The sequence below is a fragment of the Pseudohalocynthiibacter aestuariivivens genome, from assembly GCF_018457175.1.
GTDB lineage: Bacteria > Pseudomonadota > Alphaproteobacteria > Rhodobacterales > Rhodobacteraceae > Pseudohalocynthiibacter > Pseudohalocynthiibacter aestuariivivens.
The window spans coordinates 57,764-83,655 of sequence record NZ_JAGFNU010000002.1; the positions used below are offsets into that span (position 1 = coordinate 57,764).

General features: G+C 51.3%; 24 protein-coding genes. 11 read left to right on the forward strand and 13 right to left on the reverse strand.

The genetic code is table 11. The annotated features are described in order from the left end of the window. The first annotated feature begins 39 nt into the window (after positions 1-39). The 3 genes from J4E70_RS04180 (at position 40) to J4E70_RS04190 (ending at position 3,060) form a co-directional block, all read left to right on the forward strand. Positions 40-588 carry a pseudouridine synthase gene (locus tag J4E70_RS04180; protein ID WP_213887834.1) on the forward strand — a complete coding sequence of 183 codons (549 nt, stop codon included), beginning with the start codon at positions 40-42 and terminating at the stop codon, positions 586-588. A gap of 90 nt (positions 589-678) precedes the next feature. Continuing rightward, on the forward strand, positions 679-1,782 hold the full coding sequence (gene nspC / locus J4E70_RS04185) for a carboxynorspermidine decarboxylase (protein WP_213887835.1): 1,104 nt from the start codon (positions 679-681) through the stop codon (positions 1,780-1,782). A gap of 39 nt (positions 1,783-1,821) precedes the next feature. Beyond that, positions 1,822-3,060 (forward strand): saccharopine dehydrogenase family protein, encoded by a 1,239-nt coding sequence (locus tag J4E70_RS04190; RefSeq protein WP_213887836.1) that lies wholly within the window; start codon positions 1,822-1,824, stop codon positions 3,058-3,060. 136 nt (positions 3,061-3,196) lie between these two features. Here the strand turns inward: J4E70_RS04190 and J4E70_RS04195 are convergent, their stop codons facing one another. Continuing rightward, a complete protein-coding gene (locus tag J4E70_RS04195; RefSeq protein WP_213887837.1) occupies positions 3,197-3,775 on the reverse strand; it encodes a GNAT family N-acetyltransferase in 579 nt (192 codons plus the stop codon). Between the two features lie 55 nt (positions 3,776-3,830). After that, positions 3,831-4,790: a homocysteine S-methyltransferase family protein gene (locus tag J4E70_RS04200; protein ID WP_213887838.1), complete on the reverse strand. Its 960-nt coding sequence runs from the start codon at positions 4,788-4,790 to the stop codon at positions 3,831-3,833. 188 nt (positions 4,791-4,978) lie between these two features. Between J4E70_RS04200 and J4E70_RS04205 the strand changes: the two genes are divergently transcribed. Then, positions 4,979-5,596, forward strand: coding sequence for a TetR/AcrR family transcriptional regulator (locus J4E70_RS04205; RefSeq protein ID WP_213887839.1), 618 nt, complete (start codon positions 4,979-4,981; stop codon positions 5,594-5,596). A gap of 189 nt (positions 5,597-5,785) precedes the next feature. Here J4E70_RS04205 and J4E70_RS04210 read toward each other — a convergent pair whose 3' ends face one another. Then, positions 5,786-6,112: a DUF1330 domain-containing protein gene (locus J4E70_RS04210; RefSeq protein ID WP_213887840.1), complete on the reverse strand. Its 327-nt coding sequence runs from the start codon at positions 6,110-6,112 to the stop codon at positions 5,786-5,788. Positions 6,113-6,270: 158 nt separating this feature from the next. Here J4E70_RS04210 and J4E70_RS04215 point away from each other — a divergent pair, with 158 nt between their 5' ends. Continuing rightward, on the forward strand, positions 6,271-6,963 hold the full coding sequence (locus J4E70_RS04215; protein WP_213887841.1) for a winged helix-turn-helix transcriptional regulator: 693 nt from the start codon (positions 6,271-6,273) through the stop codon (positions 6,961-6,963). Positions 6,964-7,032: 69 nt separating this feature from the next. On the opposite strand, the gene J4E70_RS04220 is transcribed toward J4E70_RS04215, so the two are convergent. From J4E70_RS04220 to J4E70_RS04235, 4 genes are read right to left on the reverse strand one after another with little or no spacing between them, the layout of a single operon-like run. Beyond that, positions 7,033-7,377 (reverse strand): RidA family protein, encoded by a 345-nt coding sequence (locus J4E70_RS04220; RefSeq protein ID WP_213887842.1) that lies wholly within the window; start codon positions 7,375-7,377, stop codon positions 7,033-7,035. After that, positions 7,377-8,780 (reverse strand): NAD(P)/FAD-dependent oxidoreductase, encoded by a 1,404-nt coding sequence (locus J4E70_RS04225; protein WP_213887843.1) that lies wholly within the window; start codon positions 8,778-8,780, stop codon positions 7,377-7,379. The genes J4E70_RS04220 and J4E70_RS04225 overlap by 1 nt, the downstream gene beginning before the upstream one ends. Then, positions 8,773-9,081, reverse strand: a complete 309-nt coding sequence (locus J4E70_RS04230; protein WP_247076795.1) for a (2Fe-2S)-binding protein — start codon at positions 9,079-9,081, stop codon at positions 8,773-8,775. The genes J4E70_RS04225 and J4E70_RS04230 overlap by 8 nt, the downstream gene beginning before the upstream one ends. Beyond that, the gene (locus J4E70_RS04235; protein ID WP_246531609.1) at positions 9,056-10,228 is read right to left on the reverse strand and encodes an NAD(P)/FAD-dependent oxidoreductase; all 1,173 of its coding nucleotides are present in this window, start codon (positions 10,226-10,228) and stop codon (positions 9,056-9,058) included. The genes J4E70_RS04230 and J4E70_RS04235 overlap by 26 nt, the downstream gene beginning before the upstream one ends. A gap of 191 nt (positions 10,229-10,419) precedes the next feature. Between J4E70_RS04235 and J4E70_RS04240 the strand changes: the two genes are divergently transcribed. Further along, entirely contained in the window at positions 10,420-13,440 is a 3,021-nt protein-coding gene (locus J4E70_RS04240; protein WP_213887845.1) for an aminotransferase class III-fold pyridoxal phosphate-dependent enzyme, read from the forward strand. A gap of 113 nt (positions 13,441-13,553) precedes the next feature. Here the strand turns inward: J4E70_RS04240 and mepK are convergent, their stop codons facing one another. Next, positions 13,554-14,123, reverse strand: coding sequence for a peptidoglycan L,D-endopeptidase MepK (gene mepK / locus J4E70_RS04245; RefSeq protein ID WP_213887846.1), 570 nt, complete (start codon positions 14,121-14,123; stop codon positions 13,554-13,556). A gap of 317 nt (positions 14,124-14,440) precedes the next feature. Between mepK and J4E70_RS04250 the strand changes: the two genes are divergently transcribed. From J4E70_RS04250 to J4E70_RS04265, 4 genes are read left to right on the forward strand one after another with little or no spacing between them, the layout of a single operon-like run. Further along, complete coding sequence (locus J4E70_RS04250) at positions 14,441-16,057, forward strand: L,D-transpeptidase family protein (RefSeq protein WP_213887847.1); 1,617 nt, start codon at positions 14,441-14,443, stop codon at positions 16,055-16,057. Positions 16,058-16,104: 47 nt separating this feature from the next. Continuing rightward, a complete protein-coding gene (lpxD, locus tag J4E70_RS04255; protein WP_213887848.1) occupies positions 16,105-17,196 on the forward strand; it encodes a UDP-3-O-(3-hydroxymyristoyl)glucosamine N-acyltransferase in 1,092 nt (363 codons plus the stop codon). A 26-nt stretch (positions 17,197-17,222) separates the two neighbouring features. Continuing rightward, on the forward strand, positions 17,223-17,486 hold the full coding sequence (locus J4E70_RS04260) for an acyl carrier protein (RefSeq protein ID WP_213887849.1): 264 nt from the start codon (positions 17,223-17,225) through the stop codon (positions 17,484-17,486). After that, positions 17,486-18,694, forward strand: coding sequence for a beta-ketoacyl-[acyl-carrier-protein] synthase family protein (locus J4E70_RS04265; protein WP_213887850.1), 1,209 nt, complete (start codon positions 17,486-17,488; stop codon positions 18,692-18,694). Before J4E70_RS04260 ends, J4E70_RS04265 begins: the two co-directional genes overlap by 1 nt. Before the next feature lie 477 nt (positions 18,695-19,171). On the opposite strand, the gene J4E70_RS04270 is transcribed toward J4E70_RS04265, so the two are convergent. Then, entirely contained in the window at positions 19,172-19,798 is a 627-nt protein-coding gene (locus tag J4E70_RS04270) for an invasion associated locus B family protein (RefSeq protein WP_213887851.1), read from the reverse strand. Positions 19,799-20,211: 413 nt separating this feature from the next. Here J4E70_RS04270 and J4E70_RS04275 point away from each other — a divergent pair, with 413 nt between their 5' ends. Then, positions 20,212-21,753, forward strand: coding sequence for a helicase HerA-like domain-containing protein (locus J4E70_RS04275; protein ID WP_213887852.1), 1,542 nt, complete (start codon positions 20,212-20,214; stop codon positions 21,751-21,753). A 72-nt stretch (positions 21,754-21,825) separates the two neighbouring features. Here J4E70_RS04275 and J4E70_RS04280 read toward each other — a convergent pair whose 3' ends face one another. The 4 genes from J4E70_RS04280 to J4E70_RS19500 all read right to left on the reverse strand — a co-directional run bounded on the left by J4E70_RS04280 (position 21,826) and on the right by J4E70_RS19500 (position 25,835). Then, positions 21,826-23,133 (reverse strand): HlyC/CorC family transporter, encoded by a 1,308-nt coding sequence (locus J4E70_RS04280; RefSeq protein ID WP_213887853.1) that lies wholly within the window; start codon positions 23,131-23,133, stop codon positions 21,826-21,828. A 106-nt stretch (positions 23,134-23,239) separates the two neighbouring features. Further along, positions 23,240-24,166: a tyrosine recombinase gene (locus J4E70_RS04285; RefSeq protein ID WP_213887854.1), complete on the reverse strand. Its 927-nt coding sequence runs from the start codon at positions 24,164-24,166 to the stop codon at positions 23,240-23,242. Beyond that, positions 24,167-25,711, reverse strand: a complete 1,545-nt coding sequence (locus tag J4E70_RS04290) for a hypothetical protein (protein ID WP_213887855.1) — start codon at positions 25,709-25,711, stop codon at positions 24,167-24,169. Then, positions 25,701-25,835, reverse strand: a complete 135-nt coding sequence (locus tag J4E70_RS19500; RefSeq protein WP_281414278.1) for a hypothetical protein — start codon at positions 25,833-25,835, stop codon at positions 25,701-25,703. Before J4E70_RS19500 ends, J4E70_RS04290 begins: the two co-directional genes overlap by 11 nt. Positions 25,836-25,892 lie beyond the last annotated feature (57 nt).

Genomic DNA, 25,892 nt, shown 5'->3' on the forward strand with positions numbered 1-25,892 from the left:
GGTTGCAGCAGTCGCTGACTTCGTCCAAAGATTTGTGCCATGGGAAAGATAATTCTGTTTAACAAACCTTTTGGTGTGCTTTCGCAGTTTACAGATGCGGGTACGGTTGGGTCTGCGCGAAGAACATTGTCAGAATTTATTGACGTGCCGGGGGTTTATGCGGCGGGTCGGCTCGATAAAGACAGTGAAGGCCTGCTGGTTTTGACAGATGACGGCAGGCTTCAGCACAAAATCAGTGATCCAAAACACAAAACATCGAAAACCTATTGGGTGCAGGTTGAAAGTGAACCAGGTGATGAGAAGCTGGATGAGCTTCGCAAAGGTGTTTTGTTGAAAGATGGCAGAACGTTACCAGCCGAAGTTAATCGAATTATTGAACCTCCCAATCTTTGGCGACGAAATCCGGCGGTACGTTACCGAAAGACGGTGCGAGACAGTTGGCTGGAAATAACGATCTCAGAGGGGAAGAACCGACAGGTTCGCCGTATGACCGCTGCAATCGGGTTTCCGACGCTCAGGCTTATCCGATACCGCGTTGGTGAATGGACGCTGGATGGGATAGAGTTGGGCAAATGGCGTGAAGGCTAAACTTTTAAGCTCATGCTGCAAACTTTATCTTGAACAGTTTTCGCAGAATCTGTAGCTGCGCCGATCTAAAGCTGCCCTAAGGTTAATGCCGTGAATGAACTTCAGACTCCCTATTACCTGATCGATAAAGCGAAGCTGGCTCGAAACATGGAAACGATTGCGAAGCTGCGTTCGATTTCCGGGGCAAAGGCGCTGCTCGCCCTGAAATGCTTTGCAACCTGGTCAGTTTTTGATGCTATGCGCCCGCATATGGATGGCACAACATCATCGTCGCTTTTTGAGGTGCGGTTGGGGCGTGAAAATTTTGGGGGTGAGACTCACGCCTATAGTGTGGCCTATAGCGACGGTGAAATTGACGAAGTTATCGGTTACGCTGACAAAATCATCTTCAATTCAATCAACCAGCTAGAGCGTTTTGAAAAAAAAGCAGCGGGTATTGAACGGGGTCTTCGTCTAAACCCTCGGGTAAGCTCGTCTGATTTTGATCTTGCGGATCCAGCACGCCCATTCAGCCGTTTGGGTGAATGGGACGCAGAGCGTATCGAAAAGGTGATTAGCCGCATCAGCGGTTTCATGATTCATTGCAATTGCGAGAATGCAGATTTTGATCTGTTCGATGCAATGCTGAGCAATATTGAAACCGATTCTGGCTCATTGCTTGCAGAGGTTTCATGGGTCAGCCTCGGGGGCGGCATTCACTTTACGGGTGATGGATACCCGGTTGAAAAGCTCTCGGCCCGACTAAAAGCCTTTTCGGAAAGGTTTGGAGTTCAGGTTTATCTTGAGCCTGGCGAAGCGGCGATTACAGGGGCGGCGACACTTGAGGTGAGCGTTCTGGACACGCTTTTTAACGGAAAGCACCTTGCCGTCGTCGACAGCTCGATTGAAGCACACATGCTCGACCTTTTGATTTACCGGGAACAAGCGAAAATCCTGCCGAACGAGGGTGATCACCGCTATATGATTTGCGGCAAGTCCTGTCTGGCCGGGGACATTTTCGGTGAATTCGCGTTTCCCGAGCCTTTGAAAGTTGGCGACCGAATTTCGATTCAGGATGCTGCGGGTTACACAATGGTCAAGAAAAACTGGTTCAATGGCGTTCAGATGCCATCAATCGTCGTGAAAGAACCAGGCGGCGAAATTCGTCTTGTTAAAGAGTTCGCCTACGATGATTACGCAGCCAGCCTGTCTTAGCAGGTCTATTTGTTGAAACTTGAAAGGGGTGAATGCGACATGAAACGGAATGTCCTTATCGTTGGTGCAGGTGGTGTTGCGCAGGTTGTTGCGCATAAATGCGCGCAAAATAATGACCTGTTTGGTGATTTGCATATCGCGTCAAGAACCCTTTCTAAATGCAAAATGATCATCGACAGCGTGAACGATAAAGATGCTATGAAAACACCCGGTGTGTTTGAGGCGCATCAAGTGGACGCAATGGATTCCGGGGCCGTTGCCGAGCTCATTCGTTCAACCGATGCAACGATCGTTATCAACGTTGGCTCTGCTTTTTTGAACATGACGGTCATGACTGCCTGTATTGAAACCGGTGCAGCTTATATCGACACCGCAATCCACGAAGACCCAGCTAAAATCTGCGAAACACCACCTTGGTACGCCAACTACGAATGGAAGCGTCGCGAGGAATGCGAAAAAGCAGGCGTGACTGCCATTCTGGGGGCTGGTTTTGACCCCGGTGTGGTGAATGCCTATGCAAAACTTGCGGCTGACGAATATTTTGACCGGATTGATGAGATTGACATCATTGATATCAACGCTGGCAGCCACGGTCAGTGGTTTGCCACAAATTTTGACCCGGAAATCAACTTTCGCGAATTCACGGGCGAAGTTTGGTCCTGGCAGGGCAGCAAATGGGTTTCAAACAAGATGTTTGAAATTGGCAAAGACTGGGATCTGCCGGTTGTTGGCACCCAGCGCGCCTACATGACAGGCCATGATGAAGTCCACTCAATCTCGCAAAACCTTGATGTGCCGAATGTGCGGTTCTGGATGGGGTTTGGAGAACGTTACATTACCGTTTTCACGGTCTTGAAGAACCTTGGATTGCTTTCGGAAAAACCCGTTGTTACGGCAGAAGGCGTAGAGGTTGTACCGCTGAAAGTGGTCAAGGCTTTGTTGCCTGATCCGGCCTCTCTCGCGCCCGAATACACGGGTAAAACCTGTATTGGGGATATTGTGAAGGGTGAATGGCAGGGTGCTGCGCGCGAAGTGTTCATCTATAACGTTGCAGATCACGCAGATGCCTATGCCGAGGTTGGAAGTCAAGGTATTTCCTACACGGCAGGTGTGCCGGCCGTTGCCGCAGCAATGCTGATCGCAACTGGTGAATGGGACGTGAAAAAAATGGCGAACATAGAGGAACTTCCTCCGAAACCTTTCTTAAAACAACTTGATACTCTGGGTTTGCCTACGCATATCCGTGACGAAAAAGGCGATCGCTTGCTGAGTTTCTAAAAAGTGTTTTGGGTTTGCCAAATGTGTTTGGCGATATGGCGTTTAAACCAAAAAAACAGAGAAAGTTCGACCGACACCTCTTTGACGATGTGTCGATCGAACTTCGTTTCTCCAACTTTCCTCAGACGCTGCTTTTTTATAGCGTCTTTTTCATCAGAATCCAGTTTTCACCCGGGTTCTTCCAGTCTTCCTTAACGATTGGACGCGAGGCAGTGGGTTTGTACCCGTGTTTTTCATACAGGCGGCGTGCACCTTTGTTTGCGTCTGACACGATGATGCTCATCTGGTCGTTAGTGCACGCGGCTTCGGCTTGTTTTAAGAGTTCAGAGCCAAATCCTTTTCCGCGGTATTCAGGAAATGCAGCCAAAACACTGACGTACTGTGTGGATAGCGCGAGGTTCTCCAACTCAATAAGTGGGACGAACATGGTCGGGGTATCCGGCGTTATCTCGTCAGGCTCATCACCAATTGAGTAGGTGATCAGACAGGCTGCAACGCTGTTATCAACGGAGATGACAAATGCATTTTTGTAGCTGAAGCTTCCGTCCGACCTTTGCGCCCGTGCCTCGCCAATCTCCCACGGGTCCTGACCGGGTTCCTCGAGTTTTGACCAAAAATGGTAAGGCATACCTTCGCCTGCGAAATTGATCAGATGGGCAAGGTGCATTCCGTCTTCCGGGCGGGCGGGGCGTATTCTTTGCGTTATGGTTTCCATATTGTCCTCCGCCGCCCTCTCATATCTGCGTCAATGAGAGGGCGGTTATCTTCCTTCAGGCGGCGTGTTCATGTCTGCAAGATCGCGCCATTGCTTCGATATGTCTGTGGTCAGTGCCACAGCAGCCACCAAAGACGGTCAGATTAGGCAATAACTCCGTCAATCCGACAACATCATTCCCCAATTCCTGCGGGTCGCCGTTATCCAACTCCTCAGAGTTGTCCAGTTCTTCGTGACTCATGCGGGATGCATTCGCCCGTACTCCGCGAATACGCTCGAGCCAACTTTCATTGTTCGCGATGGCGTCCACAAAATGGTCGGGGTGTGCGCAGTTGATCATGAAGTAGATCGGCGCATTGTCTGTTTCAATGTCGACCTGTTGAATGGCGTCCTTCAGGGTCTGACCCGAGGGCAGGCGCCCGTCAGTTTCAACCGTAAAGGAAATCACACAGGGGATGTTTCTGGCCCGGGCGGCTTTAGCGATACCTATAGCCTCTTCCACATAGGTCATGGTGAGTGCGGTAATCATATCGACACCAGAAGAATCGAGATAGGCGATCTGGGTCGCGTGATAGTTTTCGGCTTCCTTTGCTGTCATAAAACTGTTCGGGTTGTAACCATCATCATTCGGACCAACGACGCCGTTCACAATGTAGGGAGTCGTTTCAGTTTCGTTTGCGTCTCGGATTTCGTTCATTAATGTAACCGCGTCTTCGTGCGCTGCCCTAAGCGCGACATCTGAATATCCCAGTTCGTCCGCCCAGCGTTTGCTTGCCCGCCACGTAGGAGTGTCGAGAATAAATCCAGTCCCATTTGTTCTGGCGATATCGCAAAATTTTGCGAAGTAACGCTTTATCGCGGCGACACCTTTCTGGTCTTTCAGCAGCGTAAACGCCGCGAACAAGGGCAATTCAAACCCTTCGTTGAAAATAAGAACGGTTTCAAGTCCACCGTCAGTCAGGAACCGCCGCCCATCAAGCAGCGGAAGGTTCTTTCGGTATTTTGGGGTTGTCATTTCAGTTCCTCCGTTTTGATTGGGGGAACATCCAATTTGAGAGGCGATGAAACTAGTAGAGTTAAAGTTCTAAAAATTCAGAAAAAAATTACGTAGTTTATCAACGTGTTATGCCTTACTATACGTCCATAGATTTCCAAACCACCTAAAAACTGTACTTACGGTACAGTAAAATCGGAGCGATTACGTTGGCAAAGGGAAGTGAAACAAGAGAGAGGCTACTTGGCATCGCCGAGGTAGCTGTCCTTGAAAAAGGCTTTGGAGCAACCTCAATCGACGAAATTATTGCTGCAGCTGAAATTACAAAAAGTGGCTTTTTCTATCATTTCAAAGACAAGAACCATCTCGCGCGTGCCTTGTTGGTTCGGTACATCGAAAAAGAAGAATTCATACTTGATGATCTTTTCAACCGGTCGCGCGAATTGCATGACGACCCTCTGCATTCATTCCTTATTGGTCTGAAACTTTTCGCAGAGATGATGGAAGATCTATCAAGTGGCCACCCCGGATGTCTTGTTGCGACCTATTGTTATCAGGAACGTCTGTTCGATCAGGAAATCAGGGATCTGACCCGCGAGACAACCCTTGTCTGGCGCAAACGATTTCGCGACACATTCGATGAGATCACTGAAATATACCCTGCCAGAGATAGTGTGGATCTGGATGATCTGGCTGACATGGTCTCGAACACCGTTGAGGGCGGTATCATCATGTCCAAAGCGTTGCGCGACCCGGGTGTGTTGCCGAGGCAGGTCATGTTGCTTCGCTCTTACATCAAGCTATTGTTTTCACCGACGCGCAACTGATCCGGTCAGAATCTGGCCTGAATAGCTGAGGCAAGCCGTTTCTCGGCTAAATCTGATTTAGAAAGATGTTCCCGAAACAGGGAACTACAGTATTGAGGACGCCCAAACGAATACTGTTGCCATTCCGCTGTTTCGGGGAAAAGAAAGTTGTTGCAAGTAAGCTTAGACTGCCTGTTGTTTCACGTATTTTCAGCCAGCGGGAAGATACGGAATAGTTCCTGCAAGGTCGGTATCATCAATCATGTGAAAATTACTTATGCTACCTGCCTGACGGGCAGAGCCATATGGCGCATAAGCGGGGTCATTTGCGAAACCCAGCAATGCGTCTTTTGTCGGAAATTCCAGAATCGCAATCAACGTTGCATCCTTGTCTTCCCCTTCCAGCGTTTCGATATTGCCGCTTCGGGACAAATATTTGCCACCGTGCTTTTCAACAAGGTCGTGAACATTGGTAACATAGTCGGACACCCAACTGTCGTCTGTTACTTTGACCTCTGCAATAAGATACACGCTCATCGTTTGTCTCCCTTTTGTTTTTTTGTTCGCTTGTTTCAGGATAGTGGAACAGTAAGCGAGCGATATCTAGTTCAAAGTCTGAATCGACGAGTACAGTTTCTGAACTAGAGCGCCTGAGTTCTCTATTATACTCTGGTGAAAGAATGAAGGAGGCGTTGATGACAAATGCTGGCTACAAGCAGTTCTGCCCGGTTGCGATGGCATCAGAGATACTTTGTACAAGGTGGACAATGGTTTTGATGCGAGAGCTTGTCGCTGGAACGACGCGGTTCAATGATCTCAGGCGCGGGGTTCCGAAAATGTCACCGTCGCTCTTGTCGACCCGCTTAAAAGAACTTGAAGTTGCAAATATTATCGTGCGCCGACCTTGCCGCGGAGAACGGGGCGTCTTTGAATATCACCTGACCGAGGCTGGCAAAGACTTGCGATCTGTTGTCGAGGCACTGGGAGTTTGGGGTCAGAAATGGGTCGAGTCATCCTTGTCTTTGAAAAACCTCGATCCTTCGCTTTTGATGTGGGACATGCGCCGCAACCTCAACCCGTCGCCTTTGCCAGATCAGCGAACAGTGGTGAAATTTCTGTATTCTGATCTTCCTTCAAGTAAACGGGATTGGTGGCTTGTTATCGAACGCGAAGGCGACGTTGATTTATGCTGGTCTGATCCGGGGTTTGAAATCGACCTTTACGTCACCACAGACTTGAGAACGATGACCGCGATCTGGATGGGGCTTGGCACGGTGAAAAGCGAAAGTGAAAAGATAGAGCTGCTTGGTTCACGCGAAGTTGCGGAAACCATGCAAGTCTGGCTTGGCCTCAGCCCGTTTTCAAAACAAAAGAAACTGGTGGCTTGAAGCTGTTGAGAAGGGCGCGGAAATAGAGGTTCTAAATGCCGTTCTTCCGCGCCTCAGTTTTTGTCTGCTTTAACTGGGAATAGCCGCAGTTACGATAACTTCGACTTTCAGGCTTTCGCTTACAAGTTTCGCTTCCTCGCAGGCGCGGGCAGGCGCGTGCCCTTGTGGAACCCAAGCGTCCCAGACGGCATTCATCTCGGCTACATCCGCCATATCAGACATCCAGACAATGGCCTGAAGCATGTGTTCACGCGAGGATCCGACCTGTTCCAGCAATGCGTCTACCCGTGCAAGGCAATCCTTTGTCTGCTCGGTTACTGTCGTACCGCTCCCCACTTGCCCACAAAGATAGGCCACGTCATTGTGTATAACGACTTTGCTCATCCGCGTGCCAGTTTCGATCCGTTTTATCATTAAATCAGTCCTTTGGTTTCGTCTGTTAAAGTTTGTTCCAGAGTGGCAAGTTCGCCCAGCGTGATTGGTTTCAAAGGTGGGCGGATGTGATATGATCCAACAGCATCAGGTGTTGTACCTGTTTCTTGGGATAGCAGTTCAGTTACAGTCAATCCACAGTAACGTCCCTGACAGGGGCCCATACCGCTACGTCCAAACGCCTTGGCCTGATTAGGCCCTGTGCATCCCAGCCGCGCGTAGGCGCGGATATCACCTGCGGTGACTTCTTCGCACCTACAAATCACGGTATCGTCGGCGGGTTTTAGGACCTGATCTGATGGCGGATATGCCCTGTCCAGAAAGGGTCGTAATGCAAGTTCAGCAGATTGCAGGCGCAGTATTGGCGCAGCCCTCTTATCGCGGTCTGCCTTTGTTATAAACCCAAGGGCAAAGGCGACGTGTAACGCGCTGATTGCGCCAGCCTGTTCAGCGGCTTTTGCGCCACCTATGCCCGCTCCGTCACCCGCAACATAAACCGTCTCAAGGCTTGAGAGGCCCCATTCGTTTGTAATGGGATGAAAGCAGCGCTGCGCTGAACTCCACGCATGCTCAAGCCGCAATGAGCGAGTCGCTTGCGTATTGGGCACAACGCCCTGATGTAGCAAAACCAAATTGCATTGAATGCGCGTGGTTTGCCCACGATGGGTAAATGCAATCGCCCGAACTTCGGTATCACCTTCGATCTCTAGGTTCTCTGCGCCTGTAACGCGCATCACGCCTGCGCGTTTGATTTCGCTTAATAGCTTTGCGCCTTTCATCAGGTAACGCCAGCCGCGCAGTGCGTGGGGCAGGTGTCGCATGGCGTTTAGCAAATCACTTTTTGTCTGCGTCTCAATGATCGCCAGTGGAGGCTTTCCTGCGCGGATCATTTGTTGCGCGATCAGATAGATTAACGGGCCCGAACCGCAAATCACGGCGCGCTCTGCAACAAGGCCAGATTGCTTCAGCAATATTTGGGCAGCACCAGCTGTCATAACGCCAGGCAATGTCCATCCGGGGATCGGCACAGGCCGTTCCAGGGCACCCGTTGCAAGAATGACTTTTCGACCTTGGACCAGGCTGGCTTTTCCGTTTACGGAATACGCAACCGTCCCGTCTTCGCCAATTTTCCAAACTGTTGCATCCGTAACATGGGTAATGGAAGCACTTCGCATGGCCGTCACCAGCTCCAACCCATAGGTGTAGTCTTTTCCAAGGATATCGCCGCGTGTCTCGTCAGCCTTTGCAACGTTTCGGTAAATCTGGCCTCCGGCTGCGGGTTGCTCGTCGAGCAGTAGAACAGACAGGCCGATTTCTGCAGCGGTTACTGCGGCACTCATTCCGGCTGGACCGGCACCAACGATAACCAGATCAACCTCAGTCATTTTCAAGACCCTTGTCGCGATGCGCGCGTTCTATTTTCAGACCGGAAGTCACTTCGGTCATGCAGGCTTGCCGGGTTTCGCCGTCGATTTCAACCAGACAGTCGTAGCAGGCACCCATCATGCAAAAAGGCCCGCGTGGCGCGCCTGAGACAGGCGTATTGCGAAAATACCGCAAACCGGCTTCCAATAAGGAAGCAGCAAGATTTGCACCATCGGGCAAGATGTATTCAATACCGTCGAAGGTAACAGTTACGAGGTCATCAGAAGGGGAAATGTTATGAAATGGCGAAGCGTTGTTCACTGAACACCTCCAGATTTGGGGCCTGATCAGACCCGTCCAGCCAAGCGGGAAGGTAACGCGCATGTGCGGCCGCCAGCGTTATACCGCTGTGACATGTTACAAGAAATGCACCGGGCGTGGTTGAGGATTCCTGATAGATCGGAAAACCGTCGGGTGACATTATGCGTAATGCCCCCCAGCTTCGTACAAGTTTGGCTTTCGCCAGATCCGGGTAAACTGCAACGGCGCGCGCTGCGATTGCGGATGCTGTTTCCAGCGTCACCCGATCATCGAGACCGACTTCTTCCTTGCTGTCGCCGATCTGCACACTGCCTTCGTCCACCTGGCGGATTATTCCGGACGGGCGGTTCATCATTTTCGGCAGTTTTTCCGTGATCAGCACCTGGCCCCTTTGCGGACGGATCGGAGCAGAGAAACCAAGCTGGGGTCCAAGATCCATAGCACCAAGCCCGGCAGAAAGGACAAATTTCGGAGCTGCGTAAATCGTGCCGTCTTCGGCTTCGATCTCAAAAAGATCCCGCTTTGATATGCGTTTCACCGGGACCCCGCATTTTACGGTTCCGCCCATACGGCGCACATCGTCAGCCAGAGACTTCAAAAGCCGAAGCGGATTCAAATGCCCATCCTGATGATGAAGAATCGCGCCCGCAACGCGCGGGCCGATGTTGGGCTCTTCGCGTTTGAGTTCGTTGTGGCGCAGAACCTCAAAGGGGTAGTCACCGCCAAGCTCTTTTTTAAGGGTTTCAAATTCAGCTACCCTTTGCTCAAGGCTTTCCTCATCAAAATAGAAGTCATAGCCTCCAGCCTGCTGAAGCGCGAGGTTGTAGCCTGTTGACTCGCCCAACTCCGCTGAAAAATCCGCCCAAGCAGCTGCGGATTTTTGCGTCCAACGTGCATATGCGGGTTGCTTCAGGCCTTTTCCCTGAACCCAGACAAGGCCAAAGTTTCCGCGTGACGCGCGAAAGCTACCGTCATCCCCGTCCAGCACAAGAACGCGCCGCCCCCGTTTCAGCAGCCCCCAAGCGATTGAAAGGCCGACAATGCTGCCGCCGATTATTGCGTAGTCTGCTTCCATGGCCCCCAGGTCCGGTAAGGATGTTGTTGCCGACTCGGCGATGCGGGTTGACGCATCAAATCTATCAGACATTTAACTCTTTTATTTGCATCCTTTGTCAAGGATTGCCGACATGGTGTTTGGAAGGAGGCTGATTTTTACTTGGTGCCGTTTCAGTCCTTCAGACATTCGAAACAGTCATGAATGTTTTCATTGTATTCACTGGAAGGTTCACTCAATTAAGCATAGTCGTAGGGTATCTTACATCATTTGGATCAGAAAAGATGCGCGCATACTGGCAAGATGTTTTGAAGTCTATCTATGGAATTTCAGCTGAGCTTACACGCCTGAATGGTGAATATGATCTGAACTTTTTCGCAAAAGGTGACGATGGGAAAAACCACATTCTAAAAGTCATGCATGTGGGCTGTGACGTACAACTGGTCGATATGCAGTGCAAGGCGCTGCACCAGATCAAAAAATTTGCACCGGGTTTTCCGGCTCCCTTTCTTGTTCCGATACCTGATGGGCGGGGCTACGCATCGATGCCGGACGCGGCAGGGGTAATGCGTCATATCTGGGTGATGACTGCGCTTGATGGTGTCAGTTATGCGGATTTCAAGCCGCACTCGCTTTCATTGATAGAGTTCCTGGGCAGACAAATCGGGCTGCTGGATAAGGCGCTTGAACAGTTCGCACACCCCTATCTTGAACGGGATTTCAAATGGAACCTGACAAAGGCTGGCTGGATCAGGCCAAAGATTACGGTGCTTACAAATCCAGGCCGTAAAGCAATGGTATCTGAAGTCATTTCTGATTTTGAGGCGCTGGAACCTGAACTGGCAGCCTTACCAAAGCATGCGATTCACAATGACATTAACGACTACAATATTCTGGTGCGCGGCTCTTTGACCGGCATGCACGAAGTATCGGGATTGATAGATCTCGGCGATATGGTCACGGCACCTCGTGTTTGCGAGATTGCAATTGCAGGTGCCTATGTTGTGCTGGACCACGAGGAACCTGAAAATGCGCTTGCAGCGCTTGTCGCCGGATACCACAGCGTTCATCCGATCAGCGCTGCTGAAATAGACATGATTTACCCACTGCTCAGAATGCGCCTGGCTGTGAGCGTTGTAAATTCGACCCTTATGGCTGAGCAGACACCGGATGACCCATATGTCACAATCTCGCAGGCCCCGGCGTGGCGGTTTCTGGAAGGGCAGAAGATCGACGCTGGGTTAATGAGGGCGAGGTTACGTTGTGCCTGCGGGTTCCCGGTGACAGATGCCGCACCTCGTATCCATGCGTTCCTGAACGCAGAGCGCGGAAATTTTGCGCCCATCATGGGTGAGGACCTTGCAGATGCACCGATGGGCTCGCTTTCTGTTGCTGCTTCGACCACACCGCGAAACCCGTTTGATCTGTCACCACAAGAAGCGGCACTTGTCGGGCAGGAGTTTGAAGATCAGGGACGGATATGGTTGGGTTACTATGCAGAGCCCAGATTGATCTACACGGCCGACGTGTTCCGGAAAGGACCTTGGAAGGCGTCAAACAGACGAACGGTTCACATCGCCGTGGATGCCTTTGCACCTGCTGGCAGATCCCTTCACGCGCCGATGGAGGCAACCGTTGCCGTTGTTGAGAACAGGAACATGCATCTTGACTACGGCGGTGTTGTCATACTGAGCCACAAAACACCGGACGGCGATATATTCTATACGCTTTATGGCCATCTGGATCCGGAAGTCACGACCACGCTTAAAATCGGTCAGACCCTGAAAAAGGGAGAAGCCTTTTGCAAACTTGGTACGCCGGCGCAAAACGGTGGCTGGTCGCCACATGTTCATTTTCAACTGGCGCTGACGACTGACGGAATGGGCGACGACTGGCCCGGGGTCGCAGACCCGGATGAACTTTATCTGTGGCAAGAACTGTGCCCAAACCCGGCTGCTTTGCTGAATATTCCAGATGCGAAAACAGCCTATCAACCGGTTGAAATGGAAACTGTCCTTGAAAAGCGGCGGGTACATTTTGGCGGGAATTTGAAGCTGAGCTACGAAAACCCGGTGATGTTTCTACGTGGTTGGCGTCATAATCTGTTTGACGAAATGGGTCGTCCGTATCTTGATGCCTATAATAACGTCCCTCATGTCGGCCATGCGCACCCAAGGATACAGGCCGTTGCTGCTGACCAGCTAAAGAGGATGAATTCGAACACACGTTACCTGCATCCCGCGCAGACAGAATTTGCTGACAAAGTGCTCTCTAAGATGCCGGATCACCTGAGCATCTGCTTTTTCGTCAATTCAGGGTCTGAAGCAAACGAGCTTGCATTGCGCCTTGCGCGTGCGCATTCGGGTGGCAAGGATATGATAACGCCCGATCACGGCTATCACGGCAATACGACCGGTGCGATTGACCTGTCTGCTTACAAATTCAACAAACCGGGCGGGGTAGGGCAGCAGGACTGGGTACATCTGGTTGAAGTTGCCGATGACTACCGTGGCCGTTTTCGTCGGGATGATCCGGACCGGGCCGGGAAATATGCTGCTTTGGTTGATGACGCTCTTGATGAAATCGCGGCGCGGGGTGGCAAGCTCGCCGGATTTATCGCAGAAACCTTTCCAAGTGTTGGCGGCCAGATCATCCCACCCAAAGGGTATCTGGCAAAAGTTTACTCGAAAATTCGTGCAGCGGGCGGTGTCTGCATCGCCGACGAGGTGCAGACCGGACTTGGGCGACTTGGGGATTATTACTATGCAATTGAGCAACAATGCGCGAAACCAGACATCATTGTTTTGGGTAAGCCCATTGGAAACGGTCATCCGATTGGCGTGGTTGTGACAACGGCAGAGATCGCCAGGAGCTTTTCAAATGGCATAGAATATTTTTCGACCTTCGGCGGCTCAACGTTATCTTGCCGCACTGGAAAAGAGGTTCTTGATATCGTTGACGATGAAGGGCTTCAGGAAAATGCGCGCCTAATGGGAGGTCGGCTTTTGGACGGCCTTCGCAGCCTTCAGAAAAAGCACAACTTAATAGGCGATGTACGTGGGTTTGGTTTGTTTGTCGGTGTCGAACTTGTTCAGGATCGCGAAAGCCTTGCGCCTGCGACGGATGCTGCGGATTACGTTCTGAACAGAATGCGCGAGCACCGCGTTCTGATTGGTACAGAAGGTCCCCACGATAACATTCTAAAAATCAGACCGCCTCTGACAATTGAGGAAGGGGATGTCGATATGATTTTGGAAAAATTGAGTGGATGTCTGAGCGAGCTTGAGTGTTTCTCACCTTGCTGATGTAGTTTGTTGGTGTCTTCGTCTCCGCTCGGAGCAAGAGAAATATTTCAAATAAAAAAGCGCCGCAAAAAGCAGGCGCTTTATCTTTTTGTCCTAGGAAAAGACGCGTTCGGTCAGCTTCCCCAATTACGGATATCCCCGCAATCCATATGAACAAAATTAGATCTTGAGTAGCGGCCAACGCCACCTGCGTTGCAAGATTTCGCTGCACTGAATATCTGGCCAACGCTGCGCGAAGATAGCCGCAAGTCAGCAGCTTTACCCTGCATGTGAAGCGAGTTACGCGCAACACCACGTGACCGCGAGCGCAACAATGCATTGGTTTGCGGCGTGCGGTAGCCGGAGAGCATCATATAAGGCTCATTCGCGTCAAGCAGACTGTGAGAGGCTGCCATGATGTCGATGGTACGCGGGTCGATTGTTGTGGCCTGATCCTGCCGCCAGTCGCGCATGAAATAGTTGATTTCGGTCAGGGCTTCGCGAACGTATTCGCCGTCAACCCAATAGATCATGTCTATGTTTTCGCCGGTTCGGCCAGAGTACATTCTGATGCGGCGAATATCGCCACCACCTCTGAGAAACCCAGCTGCTTTTGAATATGTTGGCGCTGCTACAAGGGCTGTTGCTGCGAACGCCCCTAAAATTCCACGTCGTGTGAACTGTGAATCCGTCTTACTAGTCATTTATTTTAGCCTGTCCCACCGTGCTTTACGCCGCTTAAGTTACGGCTTCCCGTCGCGCGCTATCCCGTGCGTTATGGCATAAGTCGAATCGGTGACCAAGTGCTCTTTACCAAAGAGCGACCGAATCAAGTAAAATCGGCAAGAATTCGCTGAAACTCACTGTTTCCCACTTAATTGGAAAGAGTTGCTTTTCGTGCACACCCTGTGGAAATACGGGGGCTTACTCGCAAAAGTGAATGGACTCTGATACCTAGTTCCCCGAAAATTCACGCTTATATGCATGTATGCATGATTTTGCGCCGACCATAGGAAATTTTATGACATCGTTTGTACCACGCCAAGCATTTTTAAACGTGTGGAGCGCCCTGTTTGCACTGATTATTGTCAGTCTGGGGTTGACTGTACCTGCGCACGCACAGGTGACTGCTTTTAAGCAAGCAGTTGCAGAAGCTGCGTCAGGTGACATTGAAATTGCAGAGTTTTACAGAACAAGAAGTTATGATCCGATCTGGACAGGTCGGGCAGGGCGGGATGCCCAGCTTCGTCGTGCTTTTCTATCTGCTTTGGAAAACGCCGGCGACCATGCGTTGCCTGTTCGCAGGTACGACCCCACTGAAATACGTGCGGCGCTAAGGGCTGCAAATACGCCGCGTGCGCGTGGGCAGCTTGAAGTGGATCTCAGCCGCAAGTTCCTGCAATATGCACGCGATATTCAAACAGGTATTCTTGTGCCGTCCCGCGTTGACGAAGGCATTGTTCGTGTCGTTCCGCGTGTTAACAGATTGACCCTGCTGCGAACTTTGGCAAGCAGATCGCCTAACGGTGTTTTTCGGGCTTTGACACCTAAAACGCCAGAATACAACCGATTGATGGCTGAAAAGCTCCGGTTTGAGCGTCTGCTTGGCCGGGGTGGTTGGGGTCCCGACGTAGCTGCGCGCAAACTGGAGCCGGGCGATAGTGGCAATCTGGTCGTCATATTACGCAATCGTTTGATTGCAATGGGGTACATGCGTCGCAGTGCGACCCAAACATACGACGCCGCGATCCAGCAAGCAGTTCAGCAGTTTCAGCTTGCACATGGTCTGACACCGGACGGTGTTGCGGGACAGGCTACAATTCAGCAACTGAATGTGGGCGTTGAGAACCGCCTGCAATCCGTCATCGTCGCCATGGAGCGTGAACGGTGGCTGAACCGCGACAGAGGGGACCGTCACGTTCTGGTAAACCTGACCGATTTCACGGCAAAGATCGTTGATAACGGTAGGGTTACATTCAGCACACGGTCCGTGGTTGGCAAAAACCAGTCAGACCGCCGCTCGCCAGAATTTTCCGATGTGATGGAGCACATGGTTATTAATCCGACTTGGAATGTGCCTCGCTCAATTGCGACAGAGGAATATCTTCCTTTGCTGCAGCGTGATCCGAATGCAGCAGGGCATATGCGTATTACAGATGTTCGTGGGCAACTTGTGGATCGCGCGAGTATTGATTTCACTCAGTTCGACACACACAATTTTCCATTTGATATTAAACAACCGCCAAGCCGTCGGAATGCGCTTGGGTTGGTGAAATTTATGTTTCCGAACCCGCACAATATTTACTTGCACGATACACCAGCGAAAAATCTGTTTGCGCGTGAAGTTCGTGATTTCAGCCACGGTTGCATTCGTCTGAACGACCCCTTTGATTTTGCTTATGCGCTTCTTGCGCGTCAGGTTTCAAACCCGGAAGCCTTTTTTCAAGAGCGCCTCGCGACTGGTCGCGAAACCGTTGTCCCGCTTGAGGTGCCGATACAAGTGCATCTGATTTACAGAACCGCATTTACCCAGGCGCGGGGCAGAACTCAGTTTCGTCGTGACATTTATGGGCGGGATCGTCGAATCTGGAACGCCTTGTCACAGGCTGGGGTGGCACTCCGCGCCGTTCGTAGTTAAATCTTACCCCAACAGCGAATTGACCGTTCGCACCGAAGGGGAATGAGATGGGTTTCACTGTAAAAGAAATTGCAGCAGCGCTGGGGGCAAAAGCCGTTGGTGATGTTGATCTCTCTGTCACACATGCGGCCGAACCTGCAGATGCCAGCCCGACAGCTCTGGCTTTAGCCATGAACCCGGATTACGGGGACACGTTGATAAATGGTTCCGCACAGGTTGCAGTATTGTGGGACGGTGCGGACTGGCAAGCACTTGGGCTGAAGGCCGCAATTATCGTTGCTAGACCCCGTTATGCAATGTCGAGCCTGACAAAATTGATGGATCAAGGCCCAGATATTGAGCCGGGCATTCATTCGACGGCTGTCATTGATCCGACCGCTGAGATTGGTAAAAACGCGACTATCGGCGCCTTTGTTGTTATCGGGCATCTCGTGAAAATTGGCGATAACGCGCGTATCGCAAGCCACGTCTCGATAGCGAAAGGGTCGTCACTTGGCTCCGACATCCTGCTTCACGCGGGTGTCCGGATCGGGCCATTCGTTTCGATTGGTGATCGTTTTATCGCGCAAGCCAATGCAACGATCGGAGGAGACGGTTTTTCCTTCGTAACGCCGGAAAAATCCAGCGTTGAAAAGGTGCGCGAGAATCTTGGTGATCAGGGCGACATCAACCAACAAAGCTGGACTCGGATCTATTCGCTGGGAAATGTAGAGATCGGCGATGACGTGGAGGTTGGCTCTAACTCTACATTGGATCGCGGAACAATTCGGGCCACACGTATCGGGCGCGGCACCAAGATCGATAATCTGGTACAGGTCGGTCACAACGTCCAAATCGGCGAAGATTGTCTTTTGTGCGGTCTGGTTGGCGTTGCGGGGTCTGCCCGCATCGGCAACCGCGTAATTCTGGGTGGGCAGGTTGGTGTCAGTGACAATATTTTCGTCGGCGACGATGTTGTTGCAGGCGGCGCGACGAAAATTTTCAGCAATGCCCCTGCCGGACGTGTTCTGCTTGGATCGCCAGCCATGAAAATGGAAAGTCAGATCGAAATTCAAAAAGCACTGCGACGTTTGCCACGGCTCATGCGCCAATTTTCGGAACTTCAAAAATCTGTTTCAAAAAACGGTGAGAAGGACTAGACAACCCTAGTTGATTGCGAGGCCTCATGTCCGATAGTGTTAAAGAAAAAATCTTTAAAATCATAGCTGAACAGGCTGTTCTGGACGTGTCTGATGTTGGTCTAGACTCAACGCTTGAAGATCTCGGAATAGACAGCCTGGGTCTGGTTGAAAGCATATTTGCGATTGAAGAGGCTTTTGACATTCAAGTCCCTTTTAACGCCAACAATCCGACGGAAAGCGAATTTGATATTTCGTCTGTGGCCTCGATTGTAAAAGCAGTCGAAGGTCTGGTTTCAGAGCAGGCCTGATGCACCGAGTTGTCATAACCGGGCAGGGCACAATCAATGCACTTGGAACGAATGTTGAGGATACCTTGCAGTCCATGCGCGAAGGGAAATGCGGGATCGGCCCGCTCGAGTTTCGCGATGTTGAACGTTTGTCGATCCGCATTGGCGGGCAGGTCCACGATTACGCACCAGAAAGCCACTTCAACCGCCAGAAAATAGCACTGTACGACAGATTTACTCAGTTTACTTTGCTGGCCGCGAATGAGGCGATCACGCAATCGGGGCTTAGTTTTGATGGCGAACTTGCCCAGTCGTCCGGTGTTGTTCTTGGAACAGCTGGCGGCGGTGTAAATACCTGGGATGATAACTACCGTGCCGTGTACGAAGAGGGTAAGAACAGGGTTCATCCCTTTGTCGTCCCAAAGCTGATGAACAACGCAGCTGCCAGCCATGTTTCAATCGAGCATAATCTTAAAGGGCCAAGCTTTACGGTTGCCACGGCCTGTGCCTCGTCAAACCACGCCATGGGGCAGGCCTTTCTGTTTATTCGTTCCGGAATGTGCAAAGTCATGGTCACCGGTGGTTCAGAGTCGATGCTGTGTTTTGGCGGGGTGAAAGCCTGGGAAGGGTTAAGGGTTATGTCGCGCGATGCCTGCCGCCCTTTCAGTGCCAACCGCAATGGCATGGTGCAGGGCGAAGGTGCGGCGGTTTTCGTGTTCGAGGAATATGAACACGCGAAAGCCAGAGGGGCCGAAATTTTAGCAGAAGTGGTTGGCTTTGCCATGTCATCGGACGCTGCAGATATTGTTATGCCCTCCAAACAAGGTGCTGCCCGTGCAATCGCTGGCGCAATAAAGGACGCAGGGCTTAACCCCGAAGATGTTGCTTATATCAACGCCCATGGCACGGGAACCGCAGCAAATGACAAGACCGAATGCGCGGCTGTTGCAGATGTCTTTGGGCACCACGCCGACAAACTGATGATTTCATCCACAAAATCCATGCACGGTCATTTGATTGGCGGAACTGGAGCGGTCGAACTTTTGGCATGCATTATGGCATTGCGAGAAGGCGTCGTAGCACCAACCATTGGCTACGAGGAACCTGACCCGGAATGCGCGCTTGATGTCGTACCAAATGAGGCGCGTGAGGCAGTTGTAGATGTGGCCATCTCCAATGCATTTGCTTTCGGCGGGCTAAATGCTGTGATCGCACTGCGAAAATCTTAATAGCATTATAAGTAAAGCGTAGCATGAAATCGTACCGTTCTTTCTTAGACGATCCCAGTTGCAATAATTAATCGTAGAAAAATTGCGTTCAATCTAAACAGTTAATTGATCAAAGCTTGATAAACTAGATGCTTGGCATGAGGGAAATGAAATGAGCGAAAATTCTGAAATGAACAAACCTAACGCACTTTAAAAGGACAATCGTAGAGAGGGATTTCGTTGTTCTTCATAGTCATCAGCTTTAGCCCGGCAGCGACGACAATGCCGATATCGATATTTTCCGATTTGAAGACGTGGGAAAAATTGTTGAACACTGGGATGTGCTTCAGGCCATTTCAGGCGAGTCCAAGAATGACATTGGTCTATTCTGAAACACCCCACGCCCGGTTCGCATGACCGTGCAACACGAAATGGGATAGGCGCAAAAGAAAAGCCGCCCCTAAAGGGGCGGCTTTTTAAATTTTTCTGGAATTGCTTTTAGTTGGCGACTGTTAAAGAGTCGTAACCTGCTGTAAACCCGGTCAAAGAAATCTGAACCGTTACACGCTGGTCAGGTGCGGCAACTGGCACGATGCTCATCGTGGCACTTGCGCCGCGTTTGAATGCGGCAATGTCTTCGGCAGTAAAGCCAACACGTGCATAGCACCCGTTGCTCTCACACCAGCTGAAAGAATATTTTTTAGCTGTTCCATTATCCACTTTGATCGTGATCTGTTCTGTAAGCAGCGTCAGAAGTGGTGTCACAATTGTTGCACCCGCTGCCGCTTGCTGACCTTCTGGCAATGGATAGAGGCTGATCTCTGCAACTGGCAAATCTTCCGCGCTCACCAGCGTTTGGTTAATCTGGCAAGGCTCTGGCCCTTCTTCCGCACGCACACAACGAACGGTCCAATCCCCAAAGGTTTCTTTTACGTAAAGCTGTCCAACCTGATTTTCTTCAGTGACTTCTTCACCCAAATCAAGCGCCGGTACGGTTTCTGAGGTTGCTTGTTCAGTTACTTCTTCAGTGGCCGCTTCCGTTTCAGTTGTGGTTTCCTGAGCAAAGGCTGGGCTTGCAACGGCCATCAGGCCGAACAACGCAAGCGTTTTCATCAAATCAGTCATTTGGTTTCCATCATTCCAATTTCTGCAAAGCGTTTATCATGTGAATTTGCGAGAGTCAGGCTTAATTCTAAAGGTTTGCCTTAAAGTTTGCAAAAACCCGCCACTTCGTCCGCCCGGAAAAAAAGGGTCGCGAAACGACCCTTTTTCCAAAGACTTCTCCCCGTCGGACTGGCCGACTTATTATTGGCCAAACCGTATGTTCTTTGCTGTTTTCGGTCAACAGTAAAAATTCAAACTACACCATGTTGCCTGAACTGAAAAAAAGGGTCGCACACGATGGTGCGACCAGTCATTCGGGATGAAGGAATATCCGTGCTAAATGCAGCACTTGTCGGACAGTGGATAGACTGGCAGTAAAAGGTTAACATTGTGTTTCTATTGTATGTGCTTTTTAAAAACGGGGAATCGTGCGGGTGGACAACAGGGTATATTTAGGCGGCGGTGGCGAAGATTACGCAATCGACCAGGGCGTATTGTTGAAATACGCCAATCGGCACGGGCTTATTGCTGGCGCGACCGGCACTGGTAAAACGGTGACACTGCAAATCCTTGCCGAAGGGTTTTCTGATGCCGGGGTTCCTGTGTTCCTTTCGGATGTGAAAGGCGATCTTTCCGGTCTCGCAGCCCCCGGCTCTGCCGAGTTCAAATTGCACGATGCTTTCATGAGCCGTGCTAAGACCATCGGCTTTGACGATTACAGTTACAAATCTTTCCCAACGACGTTCTGGGATCTTTTCGGCGAGGAAGGTCATCCCATTCGAACGACGGTCGCTGAAATGGGGCCGCTGTTGATCGGTCGATTGCTTGAACTGACAGAGGCGCAGGAAGGTGTGCTCAACATTGCGTTTCGTGTTTCGGATGAGCAGGGTTTACCTCTTCTAGACCTCAAAGACCTACAAGCGCTGCTTATCTGGGTTGGCGAAAACAACAAATCCCTGTCATTGCAATACGGGAACGTTTCTGTCGCCTCGATCGGGGCTATTCAGCGTCGTTTGCTGGTTCTCGAAAACCAGGGTGGCGCCCTAATTTTCGGCGAACCAGCGCTGGACCTGAATGACATGATGACGGTGGACGACGCAGGCCGCGGGCGCATTAATATTCTGACTTCCGCTGCCCTAATGGGGGCTCCGCGCCTTTATGCAACCTTCCTGCTTTGGTTGCTGTCTGAGTTGTTTGAAGAACTCCCGGAAGTTGGTGACCCCGACAAACCAAAGCTCGTGTTTTTCTTTGATGAGGCGCATCTTTTGTTTGATGACGCGCCCAAGGCTCTGGTGACGAAAGTCGAACAGGTGGCACGCCTGATCCGTTCAAAAGGCGTTGGTGTTTATTTCGTCACGCAAAATCCGCAGGATGTGCCAGAGAATATCCTCGGCCAGTTGGGCAATCGTATCCAGCATGCGCTTCGCGCCTTTACCGCGAAAGATCGAAAGGCATTGCGCCACGCTGCGGAGACATACCGCGACAACTCAAGGTTCGATACGGAACAGGCAATCCGCGAGGTAGGTGTTGGCGAGGCCGTAACCTCAACACTTGAAAAGAAAGGCGCACCAGGGGTCGTGGAACGTACGCTGGTACGCCCACCATCTTCTCAACTGGGACCCATAAGCGCCGAGTTGCGCCGTCTTGTCATGGCTGAGTCTCCGGTTGCCGGGAAATACGACACGGCCAAAGACCGAGAGTCAGCCTACGAAATGCTGAAAGAGCGTGCTGCGCGCGCCGCAAAAGAAGCGGAAGAGGCAGAACGACTAGAAGAAGAAGCCGAAGAAGCGGAGCGCGAACATAAGGCAGGGCGGCGTTATTCCGGAACGCGCGTCGAACGTTCGACTTCGAGCCGCAGAAGAGAGCCAGATGGCTTTGTGGAATCACTGAGTAAAGTCGTGATAAAGGAACTCAAAGGGACCACGGGCCGTCGTATCGTGCGCGGTATCTTTGGCACATTGTTCAAAGGGCGCTAACCCGTTTCCTTCGAAACCTCTGAATATCCCTGCCTGAGGTGTTTAGCGGGGAACTTGAAACTTGCAAAAAACCTAGAGCGGCCGGATTTTCAGTTTTGTGATCCGGTTTGCTTTGCGCGTCACAATTTCGAAACGAAAACCATGAAAGCTGAATACCTGGCCCTGTGACGGGATCATCTGTGCTTCGTGTATCACAAGTCCTGCGATCGTGTTTGCCTCTTCATCAGGCAATTGCCAGTCTGTAGCCCTTTTGAGATCGCGAATTGTTGTCGCACCGTCAACAAGAATTTGTCCATCCTCCAGGCGCTTCATAGGAGGGCCATCCTCACTGTCGAATTCGTCAGTAATTTCACCGACGATTTCTTCAAGGATGTCCTCAAGCGTAATCAACCCCTGAAGCGCACCATATTCATCTACGACCAGCGCAAAATGCGTATGACGGCGTAGGAACTGGCGCATCTGGTCATCGAGTGTCGCTGTTTCCGGTATGAAATAGGGTTTCATCGCAACATCAAGCACTTTGAAATCTTTGAGCGCTTCTTCAGATGCTTCAGGCCCACGGATCAAACGGTCCATTGCGCGCAAAAGGTTTTTCGAATGTACAACTCCAACTATATTATCCGGATCACCCTTGTAGATCGGCAAACGCGTATGGGGCGATTGCAGGCATTGCGAAAGTATTTGCTCGGCCTCTTCTTCGACATTGATCATTTCAATCTCAGAGCGATGCAACATGATCTCTTCGACCGTTCGGTCCCCAAGGTCCAGCGCACCGAGCAGACGGTCACGGTCTTCTTTCTGAACAGATCCTTCGGAATGGCCAAGTGAAATTGCACCTGCAATTTCTTCACGTAACGCCAGAATATGGCTGTCAGGATCTGTTTTGACCCCAAACATACTCAGAATGATACGCACGACTGCACGCACGGACGACACAATTGGCGATAGAACCAAAATTACAATTCTGATCACAGGAGATACCCGCGCAGCCGCGACTTCCGGGTTTGTGATTGCGTAGGTTTTGGGCAGCACTTCTGCGAAAACCAGAACCAGAACCGTCATGACCAGTGTTGCAAGCGCAACGCCGCTTTCACCGAAAGAACGGGTGAACAAGGCGGTCGCAAGTGACGTCGCCAGAATATTTACAAGGTTGTTCCCAAGCAGAACCGCCCCGATCAGGCGCTCATTATCTTCGGTCACGTTCAGCGCACATTCAGCACCCTTTGACCCCTTATCAGCCTGTGCGCGAAGCTTTCCGCGTGACGCAGCCGTCAGCGCGGTTTCCGAACCCGAGAAAAAACCAGACAAAAGAAGCAGGGCAACAATTGCGCCTGCTGTCGTCCAGAAAGTCGTATCCATAAATGTTTCAGTACTGGGCATTTTATTCCGATTTTTCCGCGTCAGATGGTTTCGTTTGTTATGGGGACTCAGGCGTTTCTATTCAAGCGGGTTGACGGGTTCAGACAGGCGTCAATTGGAACCGGGTTCATTCGTCGTCGGTGGCCAAAGGATGATTTTCCAGAACCAAAGCTTTCAGGCGTTCATCAAGAACATGCGTATAGATCTCAGTAGTTGCGAGGTCAGCGTGGCCCAACAGTGTCTGGATCGAACGCAGGTCTGCGCCTCTGGCCAGAAGATGCGTTGCAAAGGCGTGACGCAATGTGTGAGGCGTTACTTTTTCTGGCGAAAGTCCCGAATGGGCCGCGATTTCCTTAATCAGAACGAAAAACCGCTGACGCGTCATATGGCCGTCTTTGCCGCGCGCCGGAAAGAGAAACCGTGACACCGGTTTTCCGTTTTTTTGGGCGAGTTTTTCGGCCTCGTCCCGTACAAAAACCCAGTCCTGTGTTGCCTGCCGTGCAGGCGGGGAAAGCGGGACCATCCGCTCTTTGTCACCTTTCCCACGAACCAGGATCAGTTTTGGGTCTCCGCGCACTGCACTGACCGGCAATGAGACAAGTTCGCTGACACGCAGGCCTGTCGCGTATAAAATCTGCATGAGGCATGTGTTGCGAAGCTTTTCGTCGTTGCTCTGACCGACTTCGCCTGCGGCCAAAAGCATCCCATCAACTTCCGCCTCAGACAGGGTTTTAGGCAGGCGTTTGTCTTTGCCTGGCCCCTTGATTTGTAACGCGGGATTGTCAGTGCGCCAGGCTTCTTCAAAAGCGAAGCGGTAAATTTGTTTAATCGAAGACAAACGCCGTGCCCTTGTGGCGCGTGCCAAACCTTCTGCATCGCAGGATATGAGGTAGGCTTCTATATCAGCACGTTCCGCAGATGCAAAATCAAGCTTACGGTTTCTGAGCCAGTCGGCGAAATTCAATAGGTCACGGCCATACGCTTCTTGCGTGTTGCGCGCTGAATTCAGTTCGGCGGCTTGCGCCTCTAGAAAAGTGGATATCCAACGCTCCATTTATCCGTGCCGTTCCATCAGCATAAGCTGCAGGGCTGCTTTGCGGGCAATATCCTCAAGCCCGACTGCGCGGTAGAACCTTAACGCACGGCTTACTTTTTCAAGATCGCCTGCTGCCCCTTCATTGAACATTTGGTTGGCAATTAGGATGGCCTCTCCCAATCGGTTATCGGCCAGCTTGCGGGACAAATCATCAGACAGCTCTCCGCTGTCAAACCCATCGCGTATCGCTTCTGCCATTGCAGAAGGCGCAGGGGCTGACGCTGGCGCACCTGTTGCTAGGGCACTCAGGAACTTGTCTTCATCGTTGATCGGGGAATATGCACGCGAGAGCGTTTCATAGCTGTCAGACAGCAAGCCCAGATGAAAGGCGAGACCTGCGGAACGCCCAGCCAGCGAAATACCGTCCAACTCATTTGCATATAATTTTGCAAATGGCCGTTCCAATCCAACGCGCTGCATTTCACGCCAGATCACTGGCAGTATCTGATCAATCGCCTCAGCATCACGGTTTCTGACGGCTAGATCGAACCGTTGCAGGGCATCAACCCTGTTCCAAACTCCGCCCGACGCAGCTGGTGATCGCTCGGTATATATTCCGAGTAATTGATTGGCGGGTATCGCGCCGACGCGTGCCAATCGTTCTGCAGCCTCGAGCCGGGCTTTCCAGCCAGAACTTGGCCGTAGATCTGCCTGCGCAAAGGCACGCGGTAATGTACTGCTGGAAATTGGTTCTCCGATCGCTTCCAGCATCCGAAAAACAAGCGGGCTTGGACGTGATGGCGTTGAAAGGGGGGGCTCGCCTTCAAACAGTTCAGGGTCGAGGAACCTGGCAATCAGGTCATATTCATCAGGCGCGACATATCCCAAGGCCTCGGCAGAATTCAGCGTCAGGGCGGCTGCATTCCAATCGCCGTTCCGCGCCAGACAGAAAATGCGTGCCTGGTAGGTCGGTGCGATATCGCCGTTGCTGCGCAACGCATCACAGGCCAGATTTTCTGTACCCGTCAACAATGCAACGTCAAACCAACGGCGAAACAGTTCCGGTGTTGTCGGTCCGGCGCGTTCAAGCAAGGCTTGCGCGTCATCAAGAGCGCCGAGTTCCAACAACTGGTCAACACGCGCCAGCAGTAAAGCTCCGGACCCGTCTGCATCATTTGGTGCTGAAGCTTCCGCAAGCAAGAGACTGCGGTTAAGTTCAGCGATCGCTGGTAAAGTCTCGGTAGATCCCTGTCTTATCAGACGAACAAGGGCTGCGCTGCTGCTGGATTCCCACAAGTTATTTGGAAGACCTGTCACCGAGGAGGGCAATAGCCCAACAGCATCCGGGTTGGGCGCATCCAATGGCTGACTGGTGATGACTTCGATTGACGCGCTTTCTGTCGCAGCTTCTTCACCAAAGGGCACCCCATCAGCGTCCAAGTGAGATGGCAGCGCAACTGATTCTGACAGCCAATCGATGACCGAAAGCGGCGCCTCGGCCATTGCCTGACCGTTAATAAACAGCAAAACCCCCGCCAAAGCGAAGGCATTTTTATTCCTCATCCAGCGTCACCGTGTCGCTTACATCTCTTTGAATAGGCGACAAATCACCCAGATAGGCAAAACTCACCAGCGCAACAATTCCTGCTACACCTAAAAAAACAACGGCTTTGAAAAATCGCCCCATGGTTTTTGTCCTCTGCCCACATTTTTTCAATGGACCACGCTTTCGGCGGCCTCATGA

Bases quoted from the DNA above. Each gene is read 5' to 3' on its own strand.
- J4E70_RS04210 (WP_213887840.1), bottom strand. From the start codon at position 6,112: ATGAGCGTGTATCTTATTGCAGAGGTCAAAGTAACAGACGACAGTTGG.
- mepK (WP_213887846.1), bottom strand. From the start codon at position 14,123: ATGACTAGTAAGACGGATTCACAGTTCACACGACGTGGAATTTTAGGG.
- J4E70_RS04260 (WP_213887849.1), top strand. From the start codon at position 17,223: ATGTCCGATAGTGTTAAAGAAAAAATCTTTAAAATCATAGCTGAACAG.
- J4E70_RS04290 (WP_213887855.1), bottom strand. From the start codon at position 25,711: ATGAGGAATAAAAATGCCTTCGCTTTGGCGGGGGTTTTGCTGTTTATT.
- J4E70_RS04285 (WP_213887854.1), bottom strand. From the start codon at position 24,166: ATGGAGCGTTGGATATCCACTTTTCTAGAGGCGCAAGCCGCCGAACTG.
- J4E70_RS04240 (WP_213887845.1), top strand. From the start codon at position 10,420: ATGCGCGCATACTGGCAAGATGTTTTGAAGTCTATCTATGGAATTTCA.
- J4E70_RS04215 (WP_213887841.1), top strand. From the start codon at position 6,271: ATGACAAATGCTGGCTACAAGCAGTTCTGCCCGGTTGCGATGGCATCA.
- J4E70_RS04270 (WP_213887851.1), bottom strand. From the start codon at position 19,798: ATGACTGATTTGATGAAAACGCTTGCGTTGTTCGGCCTGATGGCCGTT.
- J4E70_RS04235 (WP_246531609.1), bottom strand. From the start codon at position 10,228: ATGTCTGATAGATTTGATGCGTCAACCCGCATCGCCGAGTCGGCAACA.
- J4E70_RS04180 (WP_213887834.1), top strand. From the start codon at position 40: ATGGGAAAGATAATTCTGTTTAACAAACCTTTTGGTGTGCTTTCGCAG.
- J4E70_RS04190 (WP_213887836.1), top strand. From the start codon at position 1,822: ATGAAACGGAATGTCCTTATCGTTGGTGCAGGTGGTGTTGCGCAGGTT.
- J4E70_RS04195 (WP_213887837.1), bottom strand. From the start codon at position 3,775: ATGGAAACCATAACGCAAAGAATACGCCCCGCCCGCCCGGAAGACGGA.
- J4E70_RS04280 (WP_213887853.1), bottom strand. From the start codon at position 23,133: ATGCCCAGTACTGAAACATTTATGGATACGACTTTCTGGACGACAGCA.
- J4E70_RS04200 (WP_213887838.1), bottom strand. From the start codon at position 4,790: ATGACAACCCCAAAATACCGAAAGAACCTTCCGCTGCTTGATGGGCGG.
- J4E70_RS04220 (WP_213887842.1), bottom strand. From the start codon at position 7,377: ATGATAAAACGGATCGAAACTGGCACGCGGATGAGCAAAGTCGTTATA.
- J4E70_RS04225 (WP_213887843.1), bottom strand. From the start codon at position 8,780: ATGACTGAGGTTGATCTGGTTATCGTTGGTGCCGGTCCAGCCGGAATG.
- J4E70_RS04265 (WP_213887850.1), top strand. From the start codon at position 17,486: ATGCACCGAGTTGTCATAACCGGGCAGGGCACAATCAATGCACTTGGA.
- J4E70_RS19500 (WP_281414278.1), bottom strand. From the start codon at position 25,835: ATGGGGCGATTTTTCAAAGCCGTTGTTTTTTTAGGTGTAGCAGGAATT.
- J4E70_RS04250 (WP_213887847.1), top strand. From the start codon at position 14,441: ATGACATCGTTTGTACCACGCCAAGCATTTTTAAACGTGTGGAGCGCC.
- lpxD (WP_213887848.1), top strand. From the start codon at position 16,105: ATGGGTTTCACTGTAAAAGAAATTGCAGCAGCGCTGGGGGCAAAAGCC.